Annotated in this window: 25 protein-coding genes; 23 read left to right on the forward strand and 2 right to left on the reverse strand. The window is 47.7% G+C overall.

Translation table 11 applies throughout. The features are described 5' to 3' along the window. Nucleotide 1 precedes the first annotated feature (1 nt). Nucleotides 2–754, forward strand: a complete 753-nt coding sequence (trmD, locus tag DFP97_RS05330; RefSeq protein ID WP_114378954.1) for a tRNA (guanosine(37)-N1)-methyltransferase TrmD — start codon at nt 2–4, stop codon at nt 752–754. 73 nt (nt 755–827) lie between these two features. On the opposite strand, the gene DFP97_RS05335 is transcribed toward trmD, so the two are convergent. Continuing rightward, the gene (locus DFP97_RS05335; RefSeq protein ID WP_147275019.1) at nt 828–2,243 is read right to left on the reverse strand and encodes a CAP-associated domain-containing protein; all 1,416 of its coding nucleotides are present in this window, start codon (nt 2,241–2,243) and stop codon (nt 828–830) included. Between the two features lie 205 nt (nt 2,244–2,448). Between DFP97_RS05335 and rplS the strand changes: the two genes are divergently transcribed. The 7 genes from rplS to DFP97_RS05370 all read left to right on the forward strand — a co-directional run bounded on the left by rplS (nt 2,449) and on the right by DFP97_RS05370 (nt 7,929). Then, the gene (gene rplS, locus DFP97_RS05340; RefSeq protein WP_028611060.1) at nt 2,449–2,790 is read left to right on the forward strand and encodes a 50S ribosomal protein L19; all 342 of its coding nucleotides are present in this window, start codon (nt 2,449–2,451) and stop codon (nt 2,788–2,790) included. Nucleotides 2,791–2,976: 186 nt separating this feature from the next. Beyond that, complete coding sequence (gene lepB, locus DFP97_RS05345; RefSeq protein WP_114379244.1) at nt 2,977–3,603, forward strand: signal peptidase I; 627 nt, start codon at nt 2,977–2,979, stop codon at nt 3,601–3,603. 9 nt (nt 3,604–3,612) lie between these two features. Further along, complete coding sequence (ylqF, locus tag DFP97_RS05350; protein WP_114378956.1) at nt 3,613–4,479, forward strand: ribosome biogenesis GTPase YlqF; 867 nt, start codon at nt 3,613–3,615, stop codon at nt 4,477–4,479. 90 nt (nt 4,480–4,569) lie between these two features. Then, nucleotides 4,570–5,184: a ribonuclease HII gene (locus tag DFP97_RS05355; protein ID WP_245975923.1), complete on the forward strand. Its 615-nt coding sequence runs from the start codon at nt 4,570–4,572 to the stop codon at nt 5,182–5,184. A gap of 195 nt (nt 5,185–5,379) precedes the next feature. Further along, the gene (locus DFP97_RS05360; RefSeq protein ID WP_114378957.1) at nt 5,380–7,245 is read left to right on the forward strand and encodes a hypothetical protein; all 1,866 of its coding nucleotides are present in this window, start codon (nt 5,380–5,382) and stop codon (nt 7,243–7,245) included. Next, nucleotides 7,242–7,553 (forward strand): EscU/YscU/HrcU family type III secretion system export apparatus switch protein, encoded by a 312-nt coding sequence (locus tag DFP97_RS05365; protein ID WP_114378958.1) that lies wholly within the window; start codon nt 7,242–7,244, stop codon nt 7,551–7,553. Before DFP97_RS05360 ends, DFP97_RS05365 begins: the two co-directional genes overlap by 4 nt. Then, nucleotides 7,543–7,929, forward strand: a complete 387-nt coding sequence (locus DFP97_RS05370) for a YraN family protein (RefSeq protein WP_114378959.1) — start codon at nt 7,543–7,545, stop codon at nt 7,927–7,929. The genes DFP97_RS05365 and DFP97_RS05370 overlap by 11 nt, the downstream gene beginning before the upstream one ends. A gap of 73 nt (nt 7,930–8,002) precedes the next feature. Here the strand turns inward: DFP97_RS05370 and DFP97_RS05375 are convergent, their stop codons facing one another. Next, entirely contained in the window at nt 8,003–9,571 is a 1,569-nt protein-coding gene (locus DFP97_RS05375) for a YifB family Mg chelatase-like AAA ATPase (protein ID WP_114378960.1), read from the reverse strand. A gap of 329 nt (nt 9,572–9,900) precedes the next feature. Here DFP97_RS05375 and sucC point away from each other — a divergent pair, with 329 nt between their 5' ends. The 15 genes from sucC (at nt 9,901) to fliI (ending at nt 26,883) form a co-directional block, all read left to right on the forward strand. Then, nucleotides 9,901–11,061 carry an ADP-forming succinate--CoA ligase subunit beta gene (gene sucC, locus DFP97_RS05380; RefSeq protein WP_114378961.1) on the forward strand — a complete coding sequence of 387 codons (1,161 nt, stop codon included), beginning with the start codon at nt 9,901–9,903 and terminating at the stop codon, nt 11,059–11,061. Between the two features lie 59 nt (nt 11,062–11,120). Beyond that, a complete protein-coding gene (gene sucD, locus DFP97_RS05385) occupies nt 11,121–12,053 on the forward strand; it encodes a succinate--CoA ligase subunit alpha (RefSeq protein ID WP_114378962.1) in 933 nt (310 codons plus the stop codon). A gap of 319 nt (nt 12,054–12,372) precedes the next feature. Next, nucleotides 12,373–13,506, forward strand: a complete 1,134-nt coding sequence (dprA, locus tag DFP97_RS05390) for a DNA-processing protein DprA (RefSeq protein WP_114378963.1) — start codon at nt 12,373–12,375, stop codon at nt 13,504–13,506. A gap of 28 nt (nt 13,507–13,534) precedes the next feature. Then, nucleotides 13,535–15,640: a type I DNA topoisomerase gene (gene topA / locus DFP97_RS05395; RefSeq protein WP_114378964.1), complete on the forward strand. Its 2,106-nt coding sequence runs from the start codon at nt 13,535–13,537 to the stop codon at nt 15,638–15,640. An 851-nt stretch (nt 15,641–16,491) separates the two neighbouring features. Then, complete coding sequence (gene trmFO / locus DFP97_RS05400; protein WP_114378965.1) at nt 16,492–17,811, forward strand: FADH(2)-oxidizing methylenetetrahydrofolate--tRNA-(uracil(54)-C(5))-methyltransferase TrmFO; 1,320 nt, start codon at nt 16,492–16,494, stop codon at nt 17,809–17,811. A gap of 55 nt (nt 17,812–17,866) precedes the next feature. After that, on the forward strand, nt 17,867–18,412 hold the full coding sequence (gene hslV, locus DFP97_RS05405; protein ID WP_114378966.1) for an ATP-dependent protease subunit HslV: 546 nt from the start codon (nt 17,867–17,869) through the stop codon (nt 18,410–18,412). Nucleotides 18,413–18,489: 77 nt separating this feature from the next. Beyond that, nucleotides 18,490–19,890 (forward strand): ATP-dependent protease ATPase subunit HslU, encoded by a 1,401-nt coding sequence (gene hslU, locus DFP97_RS05410; protein ID WP_114378967.1) that lies wholly within the window; start codon nt 18,490–18,492, stop codon nt 19,888–19,890. Between the two features lie 27 nt (nt 19,891–19,917). Further along, complete coding sequence (codY, locus tag DFP97_RS05415; protein WP_114378968.1) at nt 19,918–20,688, forward strand: GTP-sensing pleiotropic transcriptional regulator CodY; 771 nt, start codon at nt 19,918–19,920, stop codon at nt 20,686–20,688. Nucleotides 20,689–20,902: 214 nt separating this feature from the next. Further along, entirely contained in the window at nt 20,903–21,319 is a 417-nt protein-coding gene (flgB, locus tag DFP97_RS05420; protein WP_114378969.1) for a flagellar basal body rod protein FlgB, read from the forward strand. Nucleotides 21,320–21,321: 2 nt separating this feature from the next. After that, nucleotides 21,322–21,771, forward strand: coding sequence for a flagellar basal body rod protein FlgC (flgC, locus tag DFP97_RS05425; RefSeq protein WP_114378970.1), 450 nt, complete (start codon nt 21,322–21,324; stop codon nt 21,769–21,771). A gap of 23 nt (nt 21,772–21,794) precedes the next feature. After that, nucleotides 21,795–22,100, forward strand: coding sequence for a flagellar hook-basal body complex protein FliE (gene fliE, locus DFP97_RS05430; protein ID WP_114378971.1), 306 nt, complete (start codon nt 21,795–21,797; stop codon nt 22,098–22,100). 42 nt (nt 22,101–22,142) lie between these two features. Then, a complete protein-coding gene (gene fliF / locus DFP97_RS05435) occupies nt 22,143–23,714 on the forward strand; it encodes a flagellar basal-body MS-ring/collar protein FliF (protein WP_114378972.1) in 1,572 nt (523 codons plus the stop codon). A gap of 11 nt (nt 23,715–23,725) precedes the next feature. Continuing rightward, nucleotides 23,726–24,739: a flagellar motor switch protein FliG gene (gene fliG / locus DFP97_RS05440; RefSeq protein ID WP_114378973.1), complete on the forward strand. Its 1,014-nt coding sequence runs from the start codon at nt 23,726–23,728 to the stop codon at nt 24,737–24,739. Next, the gene (locus tag DFP97_RS05445; protein WP_114378974.1) at nt 24,732–25,571 is read left to right on the forward strand and encodes a FliH/SctL family protein; all 840 of its coding nucleotides are present in this window, start codon (nt 24,732–24,734) and stop codon (nt 25,569–25,571) included. The genes fliG and DFP97_RS05445 overlap by 8 nt, the downstream gene beginning before the upstream one ends. Further along, nucleotides 25,558–26,883 carry a flagellar protein export ATPase FliI gene (gene fliI / locus DFP97_RS05450; protein WP_114379246.1) on the forward strand — a complete coding sequence of 442 codons (1,326 nt, stop codon included), beginning with the start codon at nt 25,558–25,560 and terminating at the stop codon, nt 26,881–26,883. Before DFP97_RS05445 ends, fliI begins: the two co-directional genes overlap by 14 nt. The last annotated feature ends 8 nt before the right edge of the window (nt 26,884–26,891 follow it).

Raw genomic sequence — 26,891 nt, forward strand, 5'->3', positions numbered from 1 at the left:
GATGAAAATTGATGTGCTAACGCTGTTTCCGGAAATGTTCGATGGTGTTTTTGGCGCGAGTATTCTAGGAAAAGCGAAGGAAAAAGGGATCGTCTCGCTCGAGGCGATTAATTTCCGGGCGTATTCGGGCAACAAACATAATACGGTCGACGATTACCCTTATGGCGGAGGCGGCGGAATGGTGCTGAAGCCTGAGCCGGTCTTTGCAGCGGTTGAGGATCTTAAGATAGACGAAAATGTGCGCCCCCGGGTTATTCTGATGTGTCCGCAGGGATCTCAGTTCACACAGCAGAAAGCGGAGGAGCTTGCGAAAGAGCAGCATCTCGTTCTTATTTGTGGGCACTATGAAGGCTACGACGAGCGGATTCGTGAGCATCTCGTAACGGACGAGCTATCAATCGGCGATTATGTACTGACCGGCGGTGAGGTGCCTGCAATGGTCGTTATCGATAGTGTTGTAAGACTTCTTCAGGGTGTTCTTGGCAACGAAACGTCAGCTGTTACTGACTCTTACAGCACCGGCTTGCTGGAGCACCCGCATTATACGCGTCCCGCCGAGTTCCGCGGCTGGGGAGTACCGGACGTGCTCATTTCGGGGCATCACGCGAATATTGAGGTGTGGAGACGCGAGCAATCGCTTCTAAGGACGCTGCAGCGCCGTCCAGATCTGCTGAAACAGGCGGAGCTGACGGACAAGGAGCGGAAGTGGCTGGCTGCAAAGAAGAGGCAGGAAACACATAATCAAGGGGAATAAAGAATAGATGATTGCAAAAACCGCAACGGAAATGTCCGTTGCGGCTTTTCGTAATGAAGTGATTAGGATCAAATTATGGCGTATAGAAATTTTGGGTATAATATACGTTATAGCTTCCCCCAAAGGCAATGCCGGTACCAAGTCGCGTTAGCCTCCCGTCTAACAGCGTCTCCCGGTGTCCAGTGTCGGAGTTCATCCAGCCGTAATGTGCATAGATGCTGTTGATATAGCCTGCTGCGATATTTTCTGCGGCCGATTTATATTTGATGCCTTCGTTCTTCATTCGATCGAATGGGGATAAGCCGTCTGGATTCATGTGTGCGAAATAGCTTCTAATTTGCATATCGTTGCTATGAGTTCGAGCTGCAGCTGCTGCGAGCATGTCCCATTGCAGTTCAGCAATTCCCCTACCGGCGCGCTCTGCATTTGCCAGATCGAACACCTGCTGCTCGTAGGCAGTTTGAAGCTTGTTGGAATAGGCTGGTGTCCCGGATTTGGAGCCAGTTTGTGTCATTTTAAGAATACCGATTATTTTATTGCCGTCATGCCTGTCAATAAATAATGTGTTACGTTCGTTCCCGGATGTAAATGCATAATAATCATCGTTTGCTTCTGCGCTGCTTACCGTACCTGTGAGCTGCTTGGCAGCCGCGATCGTTTGACCTATTTTAATGCCGGTGGAGCTTCTCCAGCTGCTGCTCGCATTGGAGAAAAGCGCGGTCACTTTCGCATCTGCAACACCAAACATCATGAAATTGGTATAGCTGCTGTTATAGATATACCAAGTGAAGCCATTTTCGCTGGCGTCGATCCGTGATGGCTTTCCAAGCGTAAGCTGAAGCTTCTGAGCAGAATCGTTAAGAGCAATTCCGCCTAGCGTTGTTCCTGGTTGTGATGATATTTTGGCTGCGGATAATGCTTTCGTATGCTCTTTAAGCTTATAAAAAAACGTTAGCGCTTCGGCGCGCGTCAATTTGCCGGTTGGGATAAAGCCATTTACGGTAGCTGACGTTCGGCCGTTCGAGATATGTTCATCAAGCAGCCACTGTATTGCGCTCTGCTCAGTGAATGCTTTGCCGTTGGCAGCTGAGGCAAGGAGCAATGCCGCTTGGCCGCGGCGGAATGTGCCGCTGTCGTTAATAAATGTTAATGGCCATCCAAGGTTGTTGGCATAATCGTAATAAGGCTTGTACCAAACACCGCTATCAGCAGACGATACTGGTACTAAGCCGTAAGCCCGCAGCAGCATTGCCAAAAATTCCGCTTCATTAATCAGCCGGTTAGGCTGGAAGGAGCCATCGTCGTATCCTTGCGCTAAATGCTCTTCAATGGCCCAAGATATGTAGGTTTGAGCCCAATGTCCATTTGTATCCTTGAATGGTAATGGCTCTGCGGAGATTTGAGCCGGTGCTGTTATTACAGAGAATAATAAAGCTGCAGCAATACATAATTTCTTTATAACAAAAACGGACTTCTGTAATTTTAACAACAGTTTGCACCTCACTTTGTCGTAGTTTGTCAATTTAAGTATACATGAAACGTTGATTTCAAAATACGTGTTGTATTGCTCCGCACATTGTGGTAAAATTTCTAATGTTGTTCGTTAAGTCGGACGGTCCGCTATCAGCGATGAACCGGTTCAGTGGAATTCGGTGAGCTCATAAGAACGTCTATGGTGGAAGGAGTGAATTCAAATGAATCTTTTGCAAACAATTGCGCAAGAAAACCTGCGCCAAGATCTACCGAACTTTCGTCCTGGTGACACGCTGAAAGTTCACGTAAAAGTTATCGAGGGAACTCGTGAGCGTATCCAGTTGTTCGAAGGCGTTGTTATTAAACGTCGCGGCGGTGGAATCAGCGAAACTTTTACTGTGCGTAAAATTTCCTACGGTGTTGGTGTGGAAAGAACTTTCCCGCTTAACTCGCCTAAAATCGAAAAAATCGAAGTGGCTCGCCGTGGTAAAGTACGTCGTGCGAAACTGTACTACCTTCGCAGTCTTCGCGGTAAAGCTGCTAGAATTAAAGAAATTCGTTAAGATCAAACGACTAGAGGGGCTTGCGCAAACAAGCTCCTTTTCGTTTTTCAAAAATGAGATATACATATTACAGCATTTGGGAAGAAGGCGAACAGATTGGACTCACATCAGCGTAATGACGGGCTGGACTCAGGCAGCGAAAATAACTCTAAGGAATTTCAACCACATGCAGACGTTCAGCAAACGATTCCGGAACGTGCAGTGACCCATGCGTCCAGCCCGGGCAAGCAGAGCGGGGCTTACAAGGAAATCGTGGAATGGATAAAGGCGTTAGTTATTGCGGTCGTTCTCGTCTTCCTCATTCGCCAGTTTTTATTTTCTCCGTTCATTGTGGACGGGCCTTCGATGCAGCCGAATTTTGAAACCGGCGAACGGTTAATTGTTAACAAAATCTTATATACCATTCGCGAACCGAAGTTTGGCGAGGTGGTCGTCTTTGATGTTCCAGAGCAGGGCAGAAAATTTATTAAACGGGTCATTGGCGTTCCCGGCGATAAAATAAAACTCGAGGGCGATGATCTGTATATTAACGATAAGAAAATCGAAGAGCCATACATAAAGGAAGCGATTGAAGCTGCCCATGCTAGTGGCAGGCTGTATAACGGAGAAGGCTCTAATTATAACTTCCCGAATGACGAAGTGCCGGAAATGACAGTTCCGGAAGGGACGATTTTTGCGCTCGGCGACAATCGCTCCGACAGTACGGACAGCCGCGTTATCGGTTTTGTATCGGACGATGAAGTAGTGGGACGAGCAGACATTATTTTTTGGCCTTTGAACAAACTAGAGTTTATTAAGCATTGGACTAAATGAGGTGTGTAAATGACCATTCAATGGTTTCCGGGACATATGACCCGGGCAAAACGGCAAATACAAGAAAAGCTGAAACTAATCGATATTGCCATAGAGCTATTGGATGCCCGCGTTCCGCTCTCGAGCCGAAATCCGATGGTAGAGGAAATTTTGAGCGGAAAGCCGCGGTTAATCGTTCTTAACAAATCGGATTTGGCTGACCCGAGAACGACGGAGCAATGGATGGCCTATTTTGCTAACGAAGGTCATGAGTGTGTGTCGGTTGATTCTTCGACAGGAACGAGGGTCGGTGATATTCCGGTTAAGGCGAAACAGATTTTACATGAGAAAATTGCGCGTCAAATTGCTAAAGGGATGAACCCTCGTGCGGTACGCGGATTAATTGTTGGTATTCCAAACGTGGGGAAATCCACGCTCATCAACCGCCTTGCCGGACGAAATATTGCGCTTACGGGTGACCGCCCGGGTGTAACTAAAGGTCAACAGTGGATTAAGGTTGGCGGAGATATGGAGCTTCTCGATACGCCGGGTATTTTGTGGCCTAAGTTTGAGGATGAGCTTGTAGGCTACCGTCTTGCCATGACAGGTGCCATTAGAGAACAAATTTTGAACGTTGATGATATCGCCTTTTTTGCTGTGCGGGAGCTTGTTGATCGTTATTGGCCGACGTTGCAGGAACGATACGAGCTTGAAACGCCGCCGACGGATTCTGCGGATTCCGATGAAATCGTACGTGTGATGGAGGATATCGGGCGCCGCAGAGGCTGTCTGATTAGCGGAGGACGCGTTGACTTGGAGAAAACGTCAGGCATTATTTTGCGTGATTTGCGTGCGGGTAAGCTAGGGCGCATTACGTTGGAAGCACCGCCTTATTAAGGAATTTGATTAACAAATCTAACCCGTTCGTGTGGTTGAATGGGCAATCGTACGAACATGGTTAGGCACGTGGAATCGGGGGAACGTAACGTGCTGGAGTATGAAAAGTCGTTATGGATTGATGGATATAAGTCGATTGCCGGTGTCGATGAGGTTGGCCGGGGCTGCTTATTCGGAGACGTTGTGGCCGCTGCTGTTATTTTACCGCCGGATGTGGTCATCGATGGGGTTAATGATTCAAAGAAGCTTTCCGAGAAAAAGCGCGACCAGCTGTATGATATTATTTTGCAGCAATGCGTAGCGTGGTCGGTTGCTCATGTTAATGCTGAGACGATCGACAGAATCAACATTAAGCAGGCTGCCAGACTAGCGATGAAGCTTGCTGTAGAATCCTTGCAGGCGTCACCGGACTATTTGCTCATTGATGCAGAGAAGGTCGACGTGCCGTCGCCACAGCTTTCCATCATCAAAGGGGATGCGACGAGCCAGTCCATTGCAGCGGCATCCATAGTGGCCAAAGTGACGCGCGACAGGATGTGTACGAACGAATGGGAGCAGCTGTATCCAGCATACGGCATTGCGGTTCACAAAGGCTACGCAACGAAGCTGCATCGGGAGCGGTTGCTTGAAAACGGACCAAGCCCGCTGCACCGCAGATCATTTCTAGGAAATTTGTTCACAGAGGAGCAAATGGTTCTCTTTTAAGCCGATCATTTCAAACGGTTGTTTGACACGCTCGATTAATGGCTCAAGGTATTGGAATGCCTTAAGCCATTAATGGGCTTTTTTTTATAGATCGTGTTTGTTTTTGGACACAAACGCTTCAGGGTTGGCTGGTTTCAGCCGATATAAGGTTTATATACGGAGGCGGCCGCAGTGGCAATGGAGGCGGATTTATAAATGAATATTAGTCATATGATGAGAAGCCTGCTCGGAGAAGCAACGAGTGGAGAATCCCGCGGAATGGAGCTAAAGGCAGGTCAAATCATACGCGGGGTTATATTGCAGGTGGCGGAGAATAACGAAGCGATCGTTCAAATCAATGGGGTACAGGTGCGGGCGAAGCTGGAGCTGCCGCTGCAAATGGGACAGTCGGCGCTGCTTCAGGTGCAGCCGCAGTCGAATGGAGCTCTCGTTGTCCTGAAGCAGGTCGAGCCAAGCGCGGTAGGGCTGCCGGAGGATACTTTCAAGGAGTGGGCGAAGCAGTTGGCATTGCCGGAACAGAAATGGGCGGTCGAGATCGTTAAAGATTTGCGGAAAGAAGGCGTTATACTTAACCGCGATGTGGCGCAATCGTTTCAGCAGGCGGCGTCCACGTTGCCGGCAGGTGCGGATACGGAGCAATGGATGCAGGCGTCTGCTGCCCTATTTAAGCGGGGGCTGCCGATGACAAGTGCTGCGATAGCCGGGATGCAGCAGGTTATGTTCGGGCGGAGTGCGCATGAACTCATTGATACGCTGAATCAACAGCTGGCTGCCTTTGCCGGCGGTGCAGATGCTGCAAACGCTCTGGCTGATCGTGACCTCGCAGAACCGAAGCCATTGCCGCAGGCGGCAGCACGCGTGCAAGCATTGCTTGCTGAAGGAGCAGCGCTGCTGCGCAGTGCTGCAGCATCCGGTGAAGCTCATCCGGCCGTTACGGCTTCAAGCTCACCTTCTGCTGCACCGCAGGCCGCGTCAGCAGCGCCGCTACCTAATCAAACGGCACGAACGGAGACTTTTACCGATGCTGGACTTAAACAAGCAGCTGAGGCTGAAAGCTCAGCTGCTCCTGGTTTACCAGAGCCGAAAGCAGGTCATGCTGCGGTAAATCAACCGAATTGGCTCGGACAAATGATGAAATGGCTAGGTGTGGAACATGAACTGCAGCTGACGAAAGCATTGACTGAAGATGCGCATCCTCAGATGGCAGCAGGTTTGCAGCCGGCAGCCTATCCAGATAATGCAGCCTCAACAGTTAATAATCGCAACGCTGCGACAGCAGCGAGTGCGCTTGTCCTACAATTGGAACCGGATTTACCACAAGCAGCGGTATCCGCGGTACAAGGTGCAGTAGATAGTTTCGAAGAACAACAGAGCACTCGGATAACGGATTTGCGACAGAACGAAGAGCGAGCGTTTGCGGCAGCAGCAAATCAATTGTCAGCTGCCGCCGATGATCTGGTACCAGATAGCCCGCAGCCCTTGCAGCAGCAGCAGGAGTCTCTCAAAAGCGCGCTGTTATCGCTCGTTGCTGCTGCGGATACGCCGCCTGCAATAAAGGAAACGGCACAGCAGCTCATCCAGCAAATAACCGGGCAGCAGCTGCTCCTTACGCCTGAGCGAAACAGCTCGGTTTTCACTCACGTCACGATGTTTATTCCGCTAAATAGTCAGGATGGTAATCAAACGGCATCGGTTCATATTCAAACGAGGCGCGGAAGAAAGGGAGAGCTCGATGCGGCTAATTGCCGGCTATTGTTCAGCCTGTCGATGAATACGCTAGGGGAAACGATGGTCGATGTAAATGTAACGGATAAGATTGTGAGCTTGAATTTGTGGAATGATCATCCGGCTATCGCAGCTCTTGCCGATTCTTCACGATCAGAAATAGCTGACAGCCTGCAGCAAGCAGGATATCAGCTGCTGTCGCTGCGGACAACGCCATTGCCAAAAGCAGGGGAGCAAGGGGCGGAAGCGGCTGCTGCAGCGGCGAAGAGCCGACAGCCGCCTGATCTGTCGCAATTTTCATCCACTCGCTACAAGGGAGTCGATTACCGGATATGAGCAGCGGCCATGAAAACAACACGCAGCAATCGCGAATAAAAAAAGCGGTGGCTCTAAAGTATGAGCCTGGCGAACGCTTAGCACCGGTGATGGTCGCCAAGGGAAAAGGGCAAATGGCGGACTTGATACTCGAAAAAGCACAGGAAAACGGCATTCCGGTGCAAGTGGACTCCTCGCTCGTCGAAGTTCTGTCGAAGCTGGACATTGATCAGGAAATTCCGCCAGAGCTTTACACGCTGGTAGCTGAGATTTTAAGCTTCGTCTATCGTTCGGACCGAAAAGCGAGGGATTGGAAGGATGAGCGATAGTCATCAAGCAGCCAATAATAGGCAGCAAACAGGTAAATGGGGCGAAGATGCGGCTTGTACATTTTTGCTAGAGGCAGGCTATTTCATTAAGGAACGCAATTGGCGCTGCCGCAGCGGTGAGATTGATATTATAGCTGAGCATAACGGCAGACTTATCTTTGTAGAAGTAAGAACGCGTAAGCTTGGAGGCAGATTCGGCACCGCAGCAGAGTCCGTCGACCGCCGTAAGCAGCAGCAGGTGAGAGAGACGGCGCAGGTTTATATGCGAAGCAGCGGGCTAGCGAATCCGTCCATTCGATTCGATGTCATCGCTGTTACCGTTAGCCGGGAGAGCAAAGCGGTCATCGAATATAAGCACTACGAAGGAGCATTTTGAAGCTTGTCCAAAGCATGAATAAAAAGGGCTTCCTCTAAGGTTATAAAGCTCGAGGGAAGCCCATTGGATGAGTTTATGACATATGGTTATCCAACCTGCGGTATTGAATGGCCTCGGCAACATGCTCGGCTTCAACGGCCTCGCTAGCCTCTACGTCTGCAATCGTACGAGCCAGCTTAAGCATTCGATCATAAGCGCGCATGCTGATGCCGAGCGCCTCAAAAGCATTTTCAAGCAAGCTTGCCGCCTCGCGATTGAGATTAACCGTTTTGCGAAGGGCCGCACCGGATAATTCGCCGTTCGCAGCAGCCCCCATCCCTGAGGTGCGTGCTTGCTGAAAGGACCTTGCGGCGAGCACCTTCCCGCGCATTTGAGCGGAGGTAAGGGAGCTTCCGGCCTTGACATTATCAAATGATATGGGGCGAGGCACCTCGAGTTGCAGATCGATACGATCCAGTAGAGGTCCAGAAATTTTAGACCGATAGCGACTAATATTCGAAGCGCTGCAGGTGCAGCGCTTTTCGCCATATTCATGACCGTAATAACCGCAAGGACACGGATTAAAGGAAGCTGCCAGCATGATGTTCGCAGGGAATTGAAAAACGGCTTTGGACCGGGAAATCGTAACGATACGATCCTCCAGCGGCTGCCGCAAAACTTCCAATACCTGCCTAGGGAATTCAGGCAGCTCATCAAGAAAGAGTACGCCTCGATGCGCCAAAGTTACTTCTCCGGGCTTCGGTATGGAGCCACCTCCAATCAGTCCGCCTGAGGATATCGTATGGTGAGGAGCGCGGAATGGCGGGTGTGTTATAAGGCCTTGCGAACCTTCGGCCAGCTTGCCGGCAACGCTGTAGATTTTCGTTACTTCAAGCGCTTCATGCTCGTTCAATATCGGCAAAATACCGGGTAAACGCCGGATCATCATCGTTTTTCCTGTTCCAGGAGGACCGTTAAGCAAGATGTTGTGCTTGCCTGCCGCGGCTATGAGCATCGCTCGTTTCGCTTGGTGCTGCCCGATTACATCGTCATAATCGCCAATTTCATCATAATTCTCATGCGAAGAATGCCAAGTATCGCTCAATCTGTCAGAAGCATTCGTACGGTCTACCCGAATATGCTCCCAACCGCTCTGTTCTTTCTTAAACAGATCAAGCTCCTTCAAGTGCGTCAAAGCAAACAGCTCCACATCTGAAATCCAAGAGGCTTCCGGAACGTTGCCGAGTGGAAGCAGAACACGTCTGATTCCGCATTGCTTCGCTTGTTCGATCATTGCTAATACGCCGGCAACTGGACGGACGCTGCCGTTCAGCGAAAGTTCGCCAATAAGCAGCGTTTGCTCAAATGGAGCAGCGTTTATTTGTCCGCTGGCCGTCAATATGCCTGCAGCAATCGCTAAATCGAACGACGTGCCTTCTTTACGTAAATCAGCGGGTGCCAGATTGACCGTTATGCGGTCCATAGGAAACGTAAAACCGCTATTTTTTAAGGCGGCCCGTACCCGCTCTACCGATTCGCGGACAGCCGGATCCGGCAATCCGACAATATTGACCTGAGGAAGCCCGCTGGCTATGTCAACCTCTACCGATATGCTTTTGCCGTCGACGCCATATACACTTGCGCTCTGAATTAGACTGAACATAACAAAAAAAGCACCCCCATCGTCTGAATGAAGGTGCTTCCTTACCATTCCGTTCCAATTGTTTTGAATTTGAAAATATCATAGTTTAGTTTGCTTAATGTTGTCAATCTTATAATGAAATCAGCGTATAAGAGAGGGTATTTGGATATATTAAATGGCGTAGTTTGTCGCAATATAGCTGTTTAATCTCAAATTGAGATGAAACCCATATCAAAAAAGCCGTATTAATCTTGTATGAAAGTAAGGTAACGAATGAGGAAAGGTGCTACAATAATAGAGGTTTGTGTACATATGACTGATTTCAGTCTGTGAAATGGAGGATTTCAACAATGAATATCCATGAGTATCAAGGGAAAGCGGTCCTTAAACAGTATGGTGTAGTCGTACCAGAAGGAAAAGTAGCCTTCTCGGTCGATGAAGCTGTTGAAGCGGCTAAAGCGCTTGGAACACCGGTTGTGGTCGTGAAAGCTCAAATTCACGCAGGCGGCCGCGGTAAAGCGGGCGGAGTTAAAGTAGCAAAAAATTTGGACGAGGTGCGCGCATACGCTGGTGAAATTCTTGGCAAAGTGCTGGTTACGCATCAAACAGGACCTGAAGGCAAAGAAGTAAAACGTCTTCTGATCGAACAAGGCTGCGATATTAAGAAGGAGTATTATATCGGCGTTGTCCTAGACCGCGGTACGGGTCGTGTCGTTATGATGGCTTCGGAAGAGGGCGGCACGGAGATTGAAGAAGTTGCCGAGCACTCCCCGGAGAAAATTTTTAAAGAGATTGTTGATCCAGCAGTTGGCTTGCAGGCTTTCCAAGCACGCAAATTGGCTTATTCTATCAACATTCCAAGCGAGCTCGTAAACAAAGCAGTTAAATTCATGATCTCCCTTTACACGGCATTCGTTGAGAAAGATGCTTCGATTGCAGAAATCAATCCGCTTGTCGTTACCGGCGACGGACAAGTTATTGCGCTTGATGCGAAGCTGAACTTCGATTCGAACGCCTTGTACCGTCACAAAGATATCGTTGAGCTGCGCGACCTTGAAGAAGAAGATGCTAAGGAAATCGAAGCATCCAAATTCGACCTTAGCTACATCGCTCTTGACGGCAACATCGGCTGCTTGGTTAACGGTGCCGGTCTTGCGATGGCTACGATGGATATCATCAAATATTACGGCGGCGACCCTGCCAACTTCCTGGACGTAGGGGGCGGTGCGACGGCAGAGAAGGTTACTGAAGCGTTCAAAATCATTTTGTCCGACGAGAAGGTTAAAGGTATTTTCGTTAACATATTCGGCGGCATCATGCGTTGCGACGTTATTGCCAACGGTGTTGTCGAAGCAGCGAAGCAAGTCGGTCTTGACCGTCCGCTCGTTGTCCGTCTTGAAGGTACGAACGTAGACCTCGGCAAAACTATTTTGAAAGAATCGGGATTGAACATCGTGGCTGCGGATTCCATGGCGGACGGCGCGCAGAAGATTGTCGCTCTCGTGAAATAAGATAACTTTGCTGTGCGGGACGCCCGCATACGAATACATTCAGGGGATGTGAGTTAAGAGTGAGCATTTTGGTCAATAAAGATACAAAAGTCATAACGCAAGGTATTACCGGCGCTACGGGCTTGTTCCATACAAAAGGCGCTTTGGAATACGGTACGCAAATGGTTGGCGGCGTAACACCTGGCAAAGGCGGCACTAACGTCGACATTACTCTTGATAACGGATCGCTTGTTTCCCTGCCTGTATTTAATACAGTTGCTCAAGCAGTAGCTGCAACCGGCGCTAACGCTTCGGTTATCTATGTACCGCCTGCATTCGCTGCGGACGCGATTATGGAAGCTGTTGACGCTGAGCTTGATCTCGTTATTTGTATTACTGAAGGCATTCCAGTGCTTGATATGGTAAAAGTAAAACGTTACATGGACGGCAGCAAAACGACCTTGATCGGTCCGAACTGTCCGGGTGTCATCACACCAGGCGAATGCAAAATCGGTATAATGCCGGGTTACATTCATACCGCTGGTCACGTTGGCGTTATATCCCGTTCCGGTACTTTGACATATGAAGCGGTTCACCAGCTGACTACCCGTGGAATTGGTCAATCGTCCGCGGTCGGTATCGGCGGCGACCCGGTTAAAGGCTCTGAGTTCATTGATATTTTAAGCAAATTCAATGATGACCCAGAAACGTATGCCGTTATCATGATCGGCGAAATCGGCGGTACAGCAGAAGAAGAAGCCGCTGAGTGGATTAAAGCGAATATGAAGAAGCCGGTTGTCGGCTTTATTGGCGGCGCTACAGCGCCTCCTGGCAAACGGATGGGACATGCAGGCGCAATCATTTCCGGAGGAAAAGGTACAGCTGCTGAAAAAATCGCCACGCTTGAGGCTTGCGGAATTAAAGTAGCTCCAACTCCTTCTGAGATGGGCTCGACGCTTGTGAGCGTTCTACAAGAGCAAGGCTTGCTCGAAAAATGTATTACCCGCAAATAATACAATAGAACCATGTAAGGTAAGCAACCTTTCAACGACCCGATAACGGGAGTTGAAAGGTTGTTTTTTTGTTTAAAAGATAAGAAAGTATAAATTTGAACCTTATACGATACTTCCATTTCACCGCGAAACTAGCTTTACCGCCAAGGCAGGCACAGAACCAAGCTGAGCACAAACGCAGCTAACGGTTCGTGCGAAGCGACAGCCGTTTACGCTTGTACGCTGCCATTATTTTATCGGTTGACTTGCATTCTTTAGCCGTGTAACGCACAATAGATAAGAATGCAAGCCAGCCCTAAAGAAGAAGGGGTTGGATATAATGATTAATACTACCGACATTCGCAGACAAATGATTATTGCTTTTCATGAAATTCCCGGCATTGGATGGCATACGATTCAGAAAGCCGTTCAGCATCAATTTTGGAATAAAAATTCATGGAGTATAGAGGATTTACTAGCAATAGGATTACGTAAAGGCCAAGCTCAATCCGCGTTCGAGCGCTATGAGCAGCGTCCTTGGATATTAACGGAGGATCCTTCCGCTGCGGTAGCGAATGCTGGAGCGGTAGCCATAACGCCTTTCGATTCGAGTTATCCGCCAATACTGAGGGAAATTGCGCAACCGCCGTGGGTATTATATGCGCGGGGAAGAGTTGAACTGCTGCAGCGTCCGGCAATAGCAGTCGTTGGGACGAGAGTTCCGACCGCATATGGCAGGCATTCAGCTGCAGCGCTTGCTCAGGAGCTCTCTGCGTCGGGCTTAACCGTTGTGAGCGGTCTCGCACGAGGCGTAGACAGCAAAGCGCATGAAGCCGCTCTCTTTGGAGCGGGAGGTACGATAGCTGTTCTGCCAACGCCTATCGATACATGCTACCCGCCTGAGAATCAATCGTTATTCAATAAAATTGCGGAGCAGGGCCTGCTCGTCTCAGAGACGCCGATCGGTACGCCGCTGCACCCTGGACAATTCCCGCAGCGCAACCGCATTATTGCCGCATTGTCTGCAGGTACTGTCGTCGTTGAGGGTGCAACACGCAGCGGTTCACTTATTACGGCGAAGCATGCATTAGAAATGTCGAGAGAAATATTCGCTATTCCAGGTCCGATCTCGTCTCCAAAGAGCGAAGGCCCTAACGAGCTTATCAAACGAGGAGAAGCGAAGCTGATTAGCGGCGTTGCAGATATTTTGGATGAACTGAAATGGCTGCCTGCAGCTATCGAAGCGCATCAACGAGCTAATGAAACAAGCGGTGCTAAACAAGCTGAAGCATCCGTTCAATTAACTCCAGAGGAGAATAAGCTGGTTGCTTTTTTGCAGGATCAGCCCTTGTCTATTAATGATTTGCACGAGCTGTCAGCCATTCCGTTTGGACATTTGAACGCACTTCTGCTAAATTTATGTATAAAACGGAAAATCGAACTGCAGCCCGGGTCAATATATATCGCATTGTAACTTGCAGTGGAGAGAGGAGGCGCCTCACATGGCAGATTCTTTAGTTATCGTCGAATCACCCGCCAAAGCGAAAACGATTGGAAAATATTTAGGAAGCAAATATATCGTAAAAGCTTCTATGGGACATATTCGCGATTTGCCCAAAAGCCAGATCGGCGTCGAGGTTGAAAATGATTTTAATCCAAAATATATAACGATACGCGGCAAAGGCAGTGTCCTAAAGGAATTGAAGGATGCCAGCAAAAAAGTGAAACACGTCTATCTGGCGGCCGATCCGGATCGCGAAGGAGAAGCGATTGCCTGGCACTTGGCTCACTACTTGGAGCTCGATGAAACAGATACATGCCGCGTTGTATTTAATGAAATAACGAAGCAAGCGGTTAAGGATGCGTTCAAAACTCCGCGTAAAATCAATATGGATTTAGTGAATGCACAACAAGCAAGGCGTATTTTGGATCGGTTGGTCGGTTATAAAATAAGCCCGTTGCTTTGGAAAAAAGTTAAAAAGGGCTTGTCGGCCGGGCGTGTGCAGTCGGTCGCTGTGAAGCTCATCATCGACCGTGAGAATGAAATCGATGCTTTCGTGCCAGAAGAGTACTGGTCGATTACGGCTAAGCTAAGCCATTCCGGTATTCCTTTCGATGCGAAATATTATTCAGTTAACGGCGAGAAGCGCGAGCTGGGCAAAGAAGCAGATGTTCAGGAAGTGCTCAGCGCGATGAAGGGAAGTCCCTTCACCGTGTCCGATGTCAGAGAGAAAGAACGTCTCCGCAATCCAGCGCCACCTTTCATAACGAGCTCTTTGCAGCAGGAGGCGGCAAGAAAGCTAGGCTTTCGGGCTTCCAAAACGATGTCAGTTGCTCAGCAGCTGTATGAGGGCGTTGAGCTCGGCAAAGAGGGTACAGTCGGTTTAATTACGTATATGAGAACCGATTCAACCCGTATATCCCCTGTAGCGCAAGAGGAAACGAACCTTTATATAACGGATAAATACGGTGCAGCCTTCGTACCGGAGCAACCCAGAGTATATACAAAGAAAAATAGTAATGCACAGGATGCGCATGAAGCGATTCGTCCGACCTCGGTTATGCGTGATCCGGAATCGATGAAGCCGTTTCTGAGCCGTGATCAGCTTCGTTTATATAAGCTTATCTGGGAGCGCTACGTATCGAGTCAAATGCAGTCAGCTGTGCTTGATACGATGACGGTGGATTTGCAGGCAGGCGATACGGTTTTTAGAGCAGCTGGCTCTAAAGTGAAGTTTGCCGGTTTCATGAAGGTGTATGTTGAAGGAAATGATGACGGTACGGTAGAGGAGCATAAGTTTTTACCGCCGCTGGCAGTAGGGGAAGTTATTAACTCTGAAGCGATTGATCCAAAGCAGCACTTTACGCAGCCGCCGCCGCGCTATACGGAAGCAAGACTCGTAAAGACACTTGAGGAGCTCGGGATAGGACGTCCAAGTACGTACGCTCCAACGCTGGAAACCGTTCAGAAACGCGGTTATGTGGCTATGGAAGAGAAAAAATTCATTCCAACAGAGCTTGGCGATCTCGTTATTCAGCTGATGGAAGAATTTTTCCCGGAAATTCTCGATGCCGAATTTACTGCCAATATGGAAGGTAATCTCGACAATGTTGAGGAAGGCACGGAGGATTGGGTAAAGGTACTTGCAACCTTTTACGAATCGTTTGAGAAGCGGCTTGAAGTAGCCGAGGATGAAATGAAGGAAATTGAAATACAAGATGAAGTATCCGATGAACTTTGCGAAAAATGCGGACTTCACCTGGTTTACAAAATGGGTAGATTCGGAAAGTTTCTTGCCTGCTCCGGTTTTCCGGATTGCCGTAATACGAAGCCTATCGTCAAAGATATTGGAGTTACATGCCCGAAATGCGCCCAAGGGAAGATTATCGAGAGACGCAGCAAAAAAGGACGTATTTTCTACGGCTGTGATCAATATCCGGGCTGTGATTATGTTTCGTGGGACAAACCGACTGGCAAGCCTTGTCCGCAATGCGATTCCATGCTCGTAGAGAAGCGAAACCGCAACGGCGTAAAGCTGCAATGTCCATCATGCGACTATTCCGAAGAGGTTCCGGACGAAGATGAGCATGATATGGAGAACGGCTAACCTACATGGAAGCAGCCGATTGCTAAGCTTATCTACCCAATTCAGCAGCATCACCCCGTCCTCCCTTTTAACAGGGAGGACACCGTTGTTATACGAGCTAGTTTATTTGATCAATCAGCATGAACGACCCTCCCGCTTCGGGAGGGTTTAACCATCGATAAGCCTGTGTCAGAAAATACGAGGCTGACGGTACAGATGGTATCCAATTACTGGAAAACATTTAATATGCATCTACAGCAAACTGATCAATCGCTCGATGATAAGGGTAACATAAGGCGTTATTTCATCAAAAAAACCAATCAATGAAAATATAACGGTATTTGCTGGTCTTATTTTGCTCCTTCAACATCGTTTTGAGTTAAATAGCCCCTATACATAAAATAAGACTACAAATTACCGTTAATTTATAAAAACAAGCTATATCCAGCCCAATAAAGCCCATCTATACCGTTATTGGTAGGTGCAGGTATAAACAGGCTGCTAATTCACCCGAATGATTGATGCATTTCAACTAATGGCTCTAAAAGCTCTAAACGCTCAAGTCGCCCAAATCAGTTGCACCAAAAGTAAAGCGTGTCCCGAAGGGACGAAAGCGCTCACCGAACCAAATGTACAGCATCGCACCTTTTTCTCTCCCACGTTCTTACGGATTCGGGTGTCCAGAGGGCAGCGACCTCCTAGGCCCTCCCTTGGAAGGGAGGTTTGGGAGGGTTCGAAAATTCTTTTGAAAGTTGGTTAAAAGCCTTTAAGGTTTGGTTAGAGTTCTTTAAAGGTTTGGATTGAATCCTTTAAAGGTTTGGATAGAACCCTTGAGGGCAGGGTGAAAAAATACAGAAGGGATTGAACCTATTTTGTCGCAACCACAAAAAGTAACAGTCATCGGAGCTGGTCTTGCAGGAAGTGAAGCCGCATGGCAAATCGCATCGCAGGGAGTTCCCGTCGTTTTATATGAAATGCGCCCGGTTACGAAAACGCCGGCTCATCATACAAATCAATTCGCAGAGCTTGTGTGCAGCAACAGCTTACGCGCAAACGGACTGACGAACGCGGTAGGTGTGTTAAAGGAAGAGATGCGTCAACTGGACTCGCTTATAATGAGCTGTGCCGACCAGCATGCTGTACCGGCAGGCGGAGCTCTTGCCGTTGACCGTGACGGATTTTCCGGTGAAGTTACACGGAAGCTGCATGACCATCCACTCGTCGAGGTTCGCAACGAAGAAGTAACGGATATTCCGGCAGACGGCATTGTCGTCATTGCAACCGGTCCATTAACAGCACCGGGCTTGTCCTCGCAAATTCGCGAGCTGCTGGGCGAAGAGTATTTTTATTTTTACGACGCTGCCGCTCCAATTGTAGAAAAAGATTCAATAGATATGAACAAAGTGTATCTGGCTTCACGCTATGATAAAGGTGAGGCTGCTTATCTGAACTGTCCGATGACGGAAGAGGAGTTCGACGTTTTCCATGAGGCGCTCACTACGGCCGAGACGGCAGAACTTAAGGAATTTGAGAAGGAAGTATATTTCGAAGGCTGCATGCCAATTGAAGTAATGGCGAGCAGAGGTAAGCAAACGGTGTTGTTTGGACCAATGAAGCCTGTAGGTCTTATTAATCCGCACACTGGCAAGCTGCCGCATGCCGTTATTCAGCTGCGTCAGGATAACGCGGCAGGGACGTTATACAATCTTGTCGGTTTTCAAACCCATCTGAAATGGGGCGAACAAAAACGAGTTTTCTCGCTGATACCAGGACTGGAAAATGCGGAATTCGTACGATACGGCGTTATGCACCGCAATACATTTATTAACTCTCCAAGGCTGCTTAAGCCTACATACCAGCTGAACAACCGGGATACGTTGTTTTTTGCCGGCCAAATGACAGGGGTAGAAGGTTATGTCGAATCGGCGGCATCGGGACTAATTGCAGGTATAAACGCGGCAAGGCTCGCACGCGGTCTCGAGCCCGTAGTGCTGCCTGAGCAAACGACATTAGGAAGCATGGCCAACTATATTACGACTGCAGATTTTAAACATTTCCAACCGATGAACGCCAATTTCGGATTATTCCCGCCGCTTGAGAAAAAGATTCGCAACAAGAAGGAAAAGAACGAAATGATTGCGAATCGCGCTTTGGAAGGCATAGAACAATTTAAACGGGAACATTTGCAGTAGCTGACCGTATTGAAATCGTATTACTTTCAATCATGAAAATAGAGGAGGCAAGGCGATGGAAATGCAATTTCACGCGACGACGATTTGCGCCGTTCGGCATGAGGGCAAAGGCGCAATTGCAGGAGACGGACAGGTGACTTTCGGGAACAGCATGGTGATGAAGCATCAAGCGAAAAAAGTAAGAAGGCTATACCGCGGTCAAGTCATTGCGGGGTTTGCCGGTTCAGTTGCTGACGCCATTACGTTATTTGAAAAGTTTGAGGCAAAGCTTGAGGAACATCATGGGAATTTACAGCGTTCGGCTGTCGAGCTTGCAAAGGATTGGCGCTCTGACCGTATTTTGCGCAGGCTAGAGGCGATGATGCTGGTTATGGACCATAGCGGACTGTTGCTTATTTCGGGTAATGGTGAGATTATAGAGCCGGATGACGGCATTTTAGCTATCGGTTCGGGAGGAAGCTTCGCATTGTCGGCTGCAAGAGCGCTCAAGCGTCACGCAACGGGAATGGAAGCAAAAGATATTGCAAGATCCGCATTGGAAATCGCTGCCGAAATTTGTGTTTTTACCAATAATAATATTATCGTAGAAGAGATCGTATAAATCGAATGAAGGTTTTTGTTAGTGTGCGAAGCTTCGGAGGGTCATATAAACGAGTATAAAGCGGAGGGGTTTTAAAAATGGGAAATGATGCACTGACGCCGCGTCAGATCGTAGCGGAGCTCGATAAGTATATTGTCGGTCAAAAGCAGGCAAAACGTTCAGTCGCGATTGCACTGCGTAATCGTTACCGCAGAAGCTTGCTTGATGAAACGCTGCGCGATGAAATCGTTCCGAAAAATATTTTGATGATCGGGCCAACCGGTGTGGGCAAAACGGAAATCGCACGCCGTTTGGCGAAGCTGGTAAAAGCGCCATTCGTTAAGCTCGAGGCAACAAAGTTTACCGAAGTAGGCTATGTCGGACGCGATGTAGAATCAATGGTAAGGGATTTGGTAGAAATATCGATTCGGATGGTGAAGACGGAAAAAACCGAAAAGGTAAAGGACAGAGCAGAGAAGCTTGCGAATGACAGAATCGTTCTGCTCCTGGCCCCTTCAGCGGCGAAAGCGAAGTCGCAAAAAAATCCGTTCGAAATGCTGTTTGGAAATCAGCAGCAGTCGCAGGAGGAAGCGGCAGAGCCTGAGGCAGATCAGGGGCTGATTCAAAAACGTTCGCAAATCAAGGAGCAGCTGGCTGCCGGCAAGCTCGAGAATGAGATCATTGAAATTGAGGTGGAGGATTCCTCCCCCAATATGATGGATATGCTCTCAGGCCAAGGTCCGGAAGGTATGGGAATGAATATGCATGAGCTATTCGGTCAGCTGATGCCGAAGAAGCCCAAAAAACGCAAGCTCCCTATAAAAGAAGCGCGCAAGGCGTTGATTTTGGAGGAAGCGAACAAATTAATCGATATGGATGATGTCATATCCGAATCGATTATTCGAGCTGAGCAGTCGGGTATTATCTTCATAGATGAAATCGATAAAATCGCAAGTCCTTCACGCGGATCAGGTCCGGATGTATCAAGGGAAGGCGTTCAGCGCGACATTTTACCTATTGTTGAAGGATCGACTGTTATGACAAAGTACGGCCCGGTTAAAACTGACTATGTTCTGTTTATAGCTGCGGGCGCTTTTCATGTTGCCAAACCTTCAGATCTAATTCCCGAGCTTCAGGGACGTTTCCCGATTCGGGTAGAGCTGACAAGTTTAAGCTTGGATGATTTTGTAAGTATTTTGAAGGAGCCCAAAAATGCTCTGACAAAGCAATATGCAGCACTGCTGGAGACTGAAGGCATACAAATTGAGTTTTCGGATGAGGCGATTCGCGAGCTGGCTTCAATTGCTGCGGACGTGAATCGCAACACTGAAAATATCGGGGCGCGCAGGCTGCATACGATTTTGGAAAAGCTGCTTGAAGATTTGTCGTTTGAAGCGCCTGAGCTGTCACTCGAGAAAATGACGATTACACCTGAATATGTTAAGGAAAAACTGGGAACCATTGCGCAAAATCGAGATTTAAGTCAATATATATTGTAGTTGTTATGAGTTTTGGGAGGCATTAGAATGACTTTACTTACAAAAACAAGAACGCTTAACCGGTTGTTGCAACGAGCGGCCGGCAAAGCGCTTAGTTTCAGAGAAATGGCGGAAGTGCTTTGTACGACCATACAAACGAATGTATTTGTCGTAAGCCGTAAAGGGAAAATACTTGGCTGTGCAGCAGTCGACGTGTATGATCATGATTTTATACGTTCGCTATCGGCTGAAGAGCTGCGCTTTCCTCAGGAAAGTAATGTTCGTTTTTTGGATATGCAGGAGTCTATGACGAATGTTAAGCCTGATTCGGGCATTTATGAGACATTTCCCCGTTTAGGCGATCAGGAAATAATGACGGTTGTTCCCATCATTGGTGGGGGGGATCGCTTAGGTACATTAGTGCTCACTCGTCAGTCCGGCGCTTTCGATGATGATGATCTCGTGCTTGCAGAGTATGGCTCGACGATCGTAGGCATGGAGATTTTACGTGAACGAACCGAAGAAATTGAGCAGGAAGTTCGAAGCCGGGCCGTCGTCGCGGTTGCAGTCGGCTCATTGTCATTTAGTGAGTTGGAAGCAGTGGAGCACATATTCGAGGAGCTGGACGGTAAGGAAGGCTTGCTCGTGGCATCGAAAATTGCTGATAGAGTTGGGATTACGCGTTCAGTAATAGTGAATGCTCTTCGCAAGTTAGAAAGCGCTGGAGTTATTGAAACTAGATCCTTAGGTATGAAGGGGACCTATATTAAAATACTAAATCACCAGTTGTTGCAGGAATTAGATAAAATAAAATCGTAAATCTGGGACGTTCAGATTATTTTTGCCCTATCTTTTATAAAAGATAGGGCTTTTTTCTTATTGTAATAAATTAGGAAATTGTTGAATATTATGATGTCGGCAAAAATCGACACACGTTCCTCATTTTTTTAATATTTAATGTCGAATGCAGCAGGAATGAGGAAAATTCTGTTGAATAGGTAAATAGAACTTCTAAGAAAAAGGGTGAAACTACATGAATTTGTTGAATGGCGCTGCATTTGGAAGAATGGAAGGTGCGCTTCAAGCAGCAGAAATGCGGCAACGCGTCATTTCCAACAATGTGGCTAACAGTGATACGCCGCATTTTAAACGTTCTGAGGTATTATTCGAAGAGTTGTTGGAGCAGTCGATGGGCGGTAATAAACCAGGACATTTGACAGGGAATAGGACCGATCAGAAGCATATTGCGATCGGAACTGGATCAGCAGTTATGCCGAAAGCCATGGTTATTACCGACGAAACAACTTCGATGAACAATAATGAAAATAATGTCGATATCGATCGTGAAATGTCATTACTTGCTAAAAATCAGTTAAGCTATAACTTGTATATCCAACAAATTAATCATGACGTAAGAATGATGCGTACGGCAATCGAGGGGAGAAGCTAACGGTGAAATTGTCAACAGGATTTGATATTAGCGCTTCTGCTTTAACTGCGCAGCGTCTGCGAATGGATGTGATTTCGTCAAATATAGCAAATGCGGAAACGACTCGCGGCAGTTTCGTAAACGGACAATTTCAACCTTACAAGCGGAAGATGGTCGTAATGGAACCGGTGCAGCAGTCGTTCTCAAGCGTACTGTCGCAGCAGTTAGAGGGTAACTCGGCCGCACAAGGTGTTAAGGTAACGAAGATTAAAGAAGATCACTCACCAACCAAGCTTGTGTATAATCCTACGCATCCAGATGCAGACACAAACGGATATGTGAATATGCCGAATGTGGATGTTACGAAGGAAATGGTGGACATGATTGCAGCAACCCGTTCCTATGAAGCGAATGTTACCGCACTCAACGCTACGAAGTCCATGTTTGTAAAAGCGCTCGAAATTGGTAAGTAAACTGAGATAACGGGGGGATTTTGATGATACAACCGATGTCGCTCAGCCAGATAGGAACGTCAAAACTAATTGAATCGAAACCGATTCAACAAGCGACTCCGGCAGAGTTAACGCAATCGTTCGGGCATTATTTACAAACTGCGATTGATAACGTGAGCGCCCAAGAACAGAACGTACATAAACTAAACGATAAATATTTGGTCGGTCAGGTAGATGTCACGAAAGTGCTAATCGCTTCAGAGCAAGCGCAGCTTAGCTTGCAGCTTACCTCACAAGTCCGCAACAAAGTAGTCGAAGCCTATCAGGAAATAATGCGGATGCAAATTTAATCGTACTTTTGACCTAGTAAAGCATTTGGGTGAGGTGACAATGTGAACGAAAGAATCGCCCAATATAGAGGAAGGCTCACACAATTTTGGGGCCAAATGGGCAGAAAACAAAAAATATGGCTGGGGGCATCAATTAGTGGGCTTTTGTTAACCATTATTTTGCTCACGATCGTGTTTTCGAGAACGGAATACGAAATTGCGTTTCAAAATTTGGATACGACCGATGCAGCAGCCATCATGACTTACTTAGACGGCAACGGAATTCCTTATGAGCTTAGCGGCAATGGAAAAAGCATCTCTGTTCCGAGCGCGGTCGCATCCCGCATTAAAGTGGATGTAGGCTCTCAAGGTCTCGTGCAAAACGGTTCGATAGGCTTTGAAGCCTTTAACGCAAGCTCATCCCAGTTTGGATCGACTGAAAATGAGTTCAACGTCAAATATTTAAATGCTTTGAACGGTGAGATTCAGCAGTTGTTAAATGGCATGAAGGGTGTAGAGAGTTCCAACGTACTAGTAAATTTGCCGGAAGAAAGCGTGTTTTTAACGCCTGAAGAAGCAGAACGCGCATCGGCATCGATTATGATGACGTTCGCTGCGGGCTATCGTCCTAGTCAGAAGGAAATAGACGGCTACTATAACTTAGTCAAAACGGCAGTGCCAAACTTGGCTATAGCTGATGTTACGATCACAAGCCCTGAAGGCGAATTGTTATCCTCAGAAGCTGGCGGAGTTACAGCAGGAAATACGGACGCAGTGGAGTCGCAATTTTTAATCCAGCGCAAATACGAAACGGAACTGAAGAAGAGCATACAGCAATTTCTTGGTCCAATTGTAGGACCTGACAATTTAGTCATTCAAGTATCAAGCAGCATGAATTTCGATAAGAAGCTGACGCAGGAAAACCTGGTTAAACCGCTTGATAACAACAATAATAACGGAATTGTTATTAGCGAAGAAATCAACAACAGCGCCTCGACGGGTCAAACGGGACAAGCAGGCGGTGTAGCAGGTACAGGAGAAACGGACGTACCCGGCTATGAAGCAGCTTCTACCAATGAAAGCTCTGCGGAAACGAGCTCGCAAATTCGCAATTATGAAGTCAATCGAATTAATAACAGTATAGAGTCCGGACCATTCGTATTAAAGGACCTCTCTATTAGTATCGGCATTGAAGAGACAGAATTGAATGACGATGCAAGTAAAGCTGCAATTATGACATATTTGACTGCATTGGTACGCGCTCAGCTGGCTGATTCCGGTCAGGATGTTAATGATGATGCGTTGATGGCTAAGAAAGTATCGCTAATTGCACGTACGTTCGCTGCAGGCAATTCCTCTCAAACAAGCGGTTTATCGATGCCTTGGATTATCGGTATCGGAGTTGCAGCACTCGCAGTAATCGGAGGACTCGTATTTTTGCTCATTCGCAGGCGTAAGCAAGAAGCAGCAGAAGAAGAGATCGAATTGGCTGCTCCTACGAAAGTGGAATACCCGTCGCTTGATTTTGATAGCGTCAGTAATGAGAGTCAAGCCCGCAAAAATCTTGAAACACTTGCCAAACGGAAACCGGATGAATTCGTTAATCTTCTTCGCACTTGGCTTGTTGATGAATAGAGGTGGTTCAATTGTCAAAAACGCTCCAAGGATTAACGGGACGTCAGAAAGCGGCCATATTGCTAATTACGCTTGGGCCTGAAGTTTCGGCACAAATATTTAAACATTTACGCGATGAAGAGATTGAGCAGCTGACATTGGAAATTGCCAATGTCCGTAAAGTTGATAACTTGGACCGTGAAACGATTTTAGGTGAGTTTCACCAAATTTGTTTAGCGCAGGAGTATATTACGCAAGGCGGTATCTCATACGCAAAAGATATTTTGGAGAAGGCGCTAGGTGAAACAAAAGCGCTAGAGGTTATCAATCGTCTAACGGCTACCTTGCAAGTAAGGCCTTTTGATTTTGCAAGAAAAGCAGAGCCTACACAAATTTTGAACTTTATTCAAAATGAGAATTCGCAGACAATTGCACTCGTATTGTCGTATTTACAATCGGAGCAATCATCGCATATTCTCTCTTCGCTTCCGCAAGATAAGCAAGCTGATGTAGCAAGAAGAATTGCTTTAATGGACAGCACCTCACCGGAAGTCATTTCACAGGTGGAGCGGGTGCTCGAGCAAAAGCTGTCTGCTACCGTTACGCAGGATTACACAAATGCCGGCGGTATCGATTCAATCGTACAAATTTTGAATGGTGTTGACCGAGGCACGGAACGTACGATTTTGGACGCACTCGAAATTCAAGATCCGGAGCTTGCAGAAGAAATCAAGAAAAGAATGTTTGTATTCGAAGATATTGTCAACATCGATAACCGTTCCATTCAGCGCATCATTCGTGATATCGAGAATGCCGATCTGCAGCTGGCGCTCAAGGTTGCGAGCGAAGAGGTGCGGGAAGCGATATTCCGCAATATGTCGAAGCGTATGGCCGAAACGTTCAAGGAAGAAATGGAATTTATGGGACCCGTTCGTCTTCGCGATGTAGAAGAAGCTCAAACCCGCATCGTTGCTACGATTCGCAGATTAGAAGAGTCTGGTGAAATCATCATCGCACGCGGCGGAGGAGATGATATCATTGTCTAATTTGATTAAATCTTCAAGTGTCGTTTCTATTGAACAACTAAAGCAATTGCAGTGGTTGCATCAACGCAATATGCAGACAGTCGCAGTAGAGGAAGAGCTTATTGATGCCGAGCCGGTTCCTGATGAAGAGACCATTACTCTGCGAGATCAAATTTTAAATGATGCTCAGCTTTTTGCCGAAGAACGGCTTCGTGAAGCCGCTCAAACAAGCGAACAGCTCATTACCGAGGCGGAGCAGCAGATTGAAGCATGGTGGCTGCAGAAGCGTTCGGAGGATGAGACTGCATTTGAAGCGTCAAGACAGGCTGGCTACGAGCTCGGGTATGCCGAAGGAGCCGCTCAATCAGAGATTGCGCTTCAAGAAAAGTGGGAGCAGAGGCTAACAGAAGCATCTGCCGTACTGAAGGCTGCTTATGAAATGCGTGAGCAAATTATACAAGAAGCAGAACCTTTTTTGGTTGACTTAAGCTGCGCGATAGCTGAGAAAATAATTGGTCAGCAGCTTACGCTTGCGCCGGAGATGGCTATTGAGCTCATTCGCAAATCACTATCAAGGCGCAGGGAGCAGGGTGTCATCACCTTGTGCGTCGCTCCGGGACAACTAGCTTTTGTTCAAGCGGCGAGAGAAGAGCTTCATTTTGCAATAGATTCGCAAGCTGAATTGCAAATATTGCCCGACTCTACGGTAATAGACAACGGATGTGTTATTCGTTCGGCTTATGGAAGCATTGACGCACGCATTGACACCCAGTTAGCTGAGATTAAACGAGAGTTAATCCACCTGGCCCATCACAGCGGGGAAGAACGAGGTCATGCTGATGCTGGTGAATAATCTTGATGTATTGAAATACATCGAACATCTGCAGCCTCTGGATCCTGTCCGGGTAAATGGTAAGGTAACGCAGGTCATCGGACTCACGGTCGAATCGGAAGGACCTGACGCAAGCATTGGCGATGTTTGCTTCATCTACCCTTCGAAAGGCGCCAAGCCGCTGAAAGCCGAGGTTGTCGGATTTCGTGATAACAAAGTCATATTGATGCCTTTGGGCGATCTCCATTCGATTAGTCCAGGCTGTGATGTTGTAGGAACAGGGAAGCCTCTAACCGTACAGGTCGGTTCCGAATTGCTTGGTAGAGTACTTGACGGATTAGGAAATCCGCTTGACGGCTCGTTCTTGCCTAGGCGTATGCCGCATTACTCAACACATAACGAGCCAAGTAATCCTTTAAAGCGACCGCGCGTCGTTGAGCCGCTTGGAATCGGCGTTCGAGCCATTGATGGTTTACTTACAGTCGGACGCGGTCAACGCGTAGGTATTTTTGCCGGTTCCGGTGTCGGTAAAAGTACGCTGTTAGGCATGATCGCTCGTAACACTTCTGCAGATGTGAATGTAATAGCCTTAATCGGCGAGCGCGGCAGAGAAGTGCTTGAATTTATCGAGAAGGATCTTGGTCCTGAAGGCCTCGCGCGTTCTGTCGTTATCGTTGCTACTTCAGATCAACCGGCATTAATACGGATGAAGGGCGCTTTGATTGCGACGTCGATTGCTGAGTATTTCCGCGATCGCGGTCTCAATGTCATGCTGATGATGGATTCCGTCACCAGATATGCAATGGCGCTGCGTGAAGTAGGTCTAGCAATAGGCGAGCCGCCGGCTACTCGCGGTTATACGCCTTCCGTATTCGCTGCCCTTCCAAAGCTGCTGGAGCGGGCAGGAACTGGTCCAACAGGCTCGATAACAGCTTTTTATACCGTACTCGTCGATGGTGACGATATGAATGAGCCGATTGCGGATGCCGTTCGCGGCATATTGGATGGCCACATTGTGCTCAGCAGACATTTAGCCCATAAGGGACATTTTCCAGCGATCGATGTGTTAGCTTCTGTTAGTCGGGTTATGAAGGAGATCATAACGGAAGAACAACAAGATGCCGCGAATGAATTAAAAAAACTGCTGTCTATACATAAAGATTCGGAAGACTTAATCAATATAGGGGCGTACCAGCGAGGTTCAAACCAAGAAATTGATTTGGCGCTTCAATATATTGATTCTATCCAGAGCTATACAAAGCAGAAAACGAATGAAAAGGTGAGTCTAGAAGAAGCGCAGCATCGTTTAATTACCGATTTCTACAGGAGTTGAACAGGGTA

This window comes from Paenibacillus prosopidis (assembly GCF_003337375.1).
Taxonomy (GTDB): Bacteria; Bacillota; Bacilli; order Paenibacillales; family Paenibacillaceae; genus Pristimantibacillus; species Pristimantibacillus prosopidis.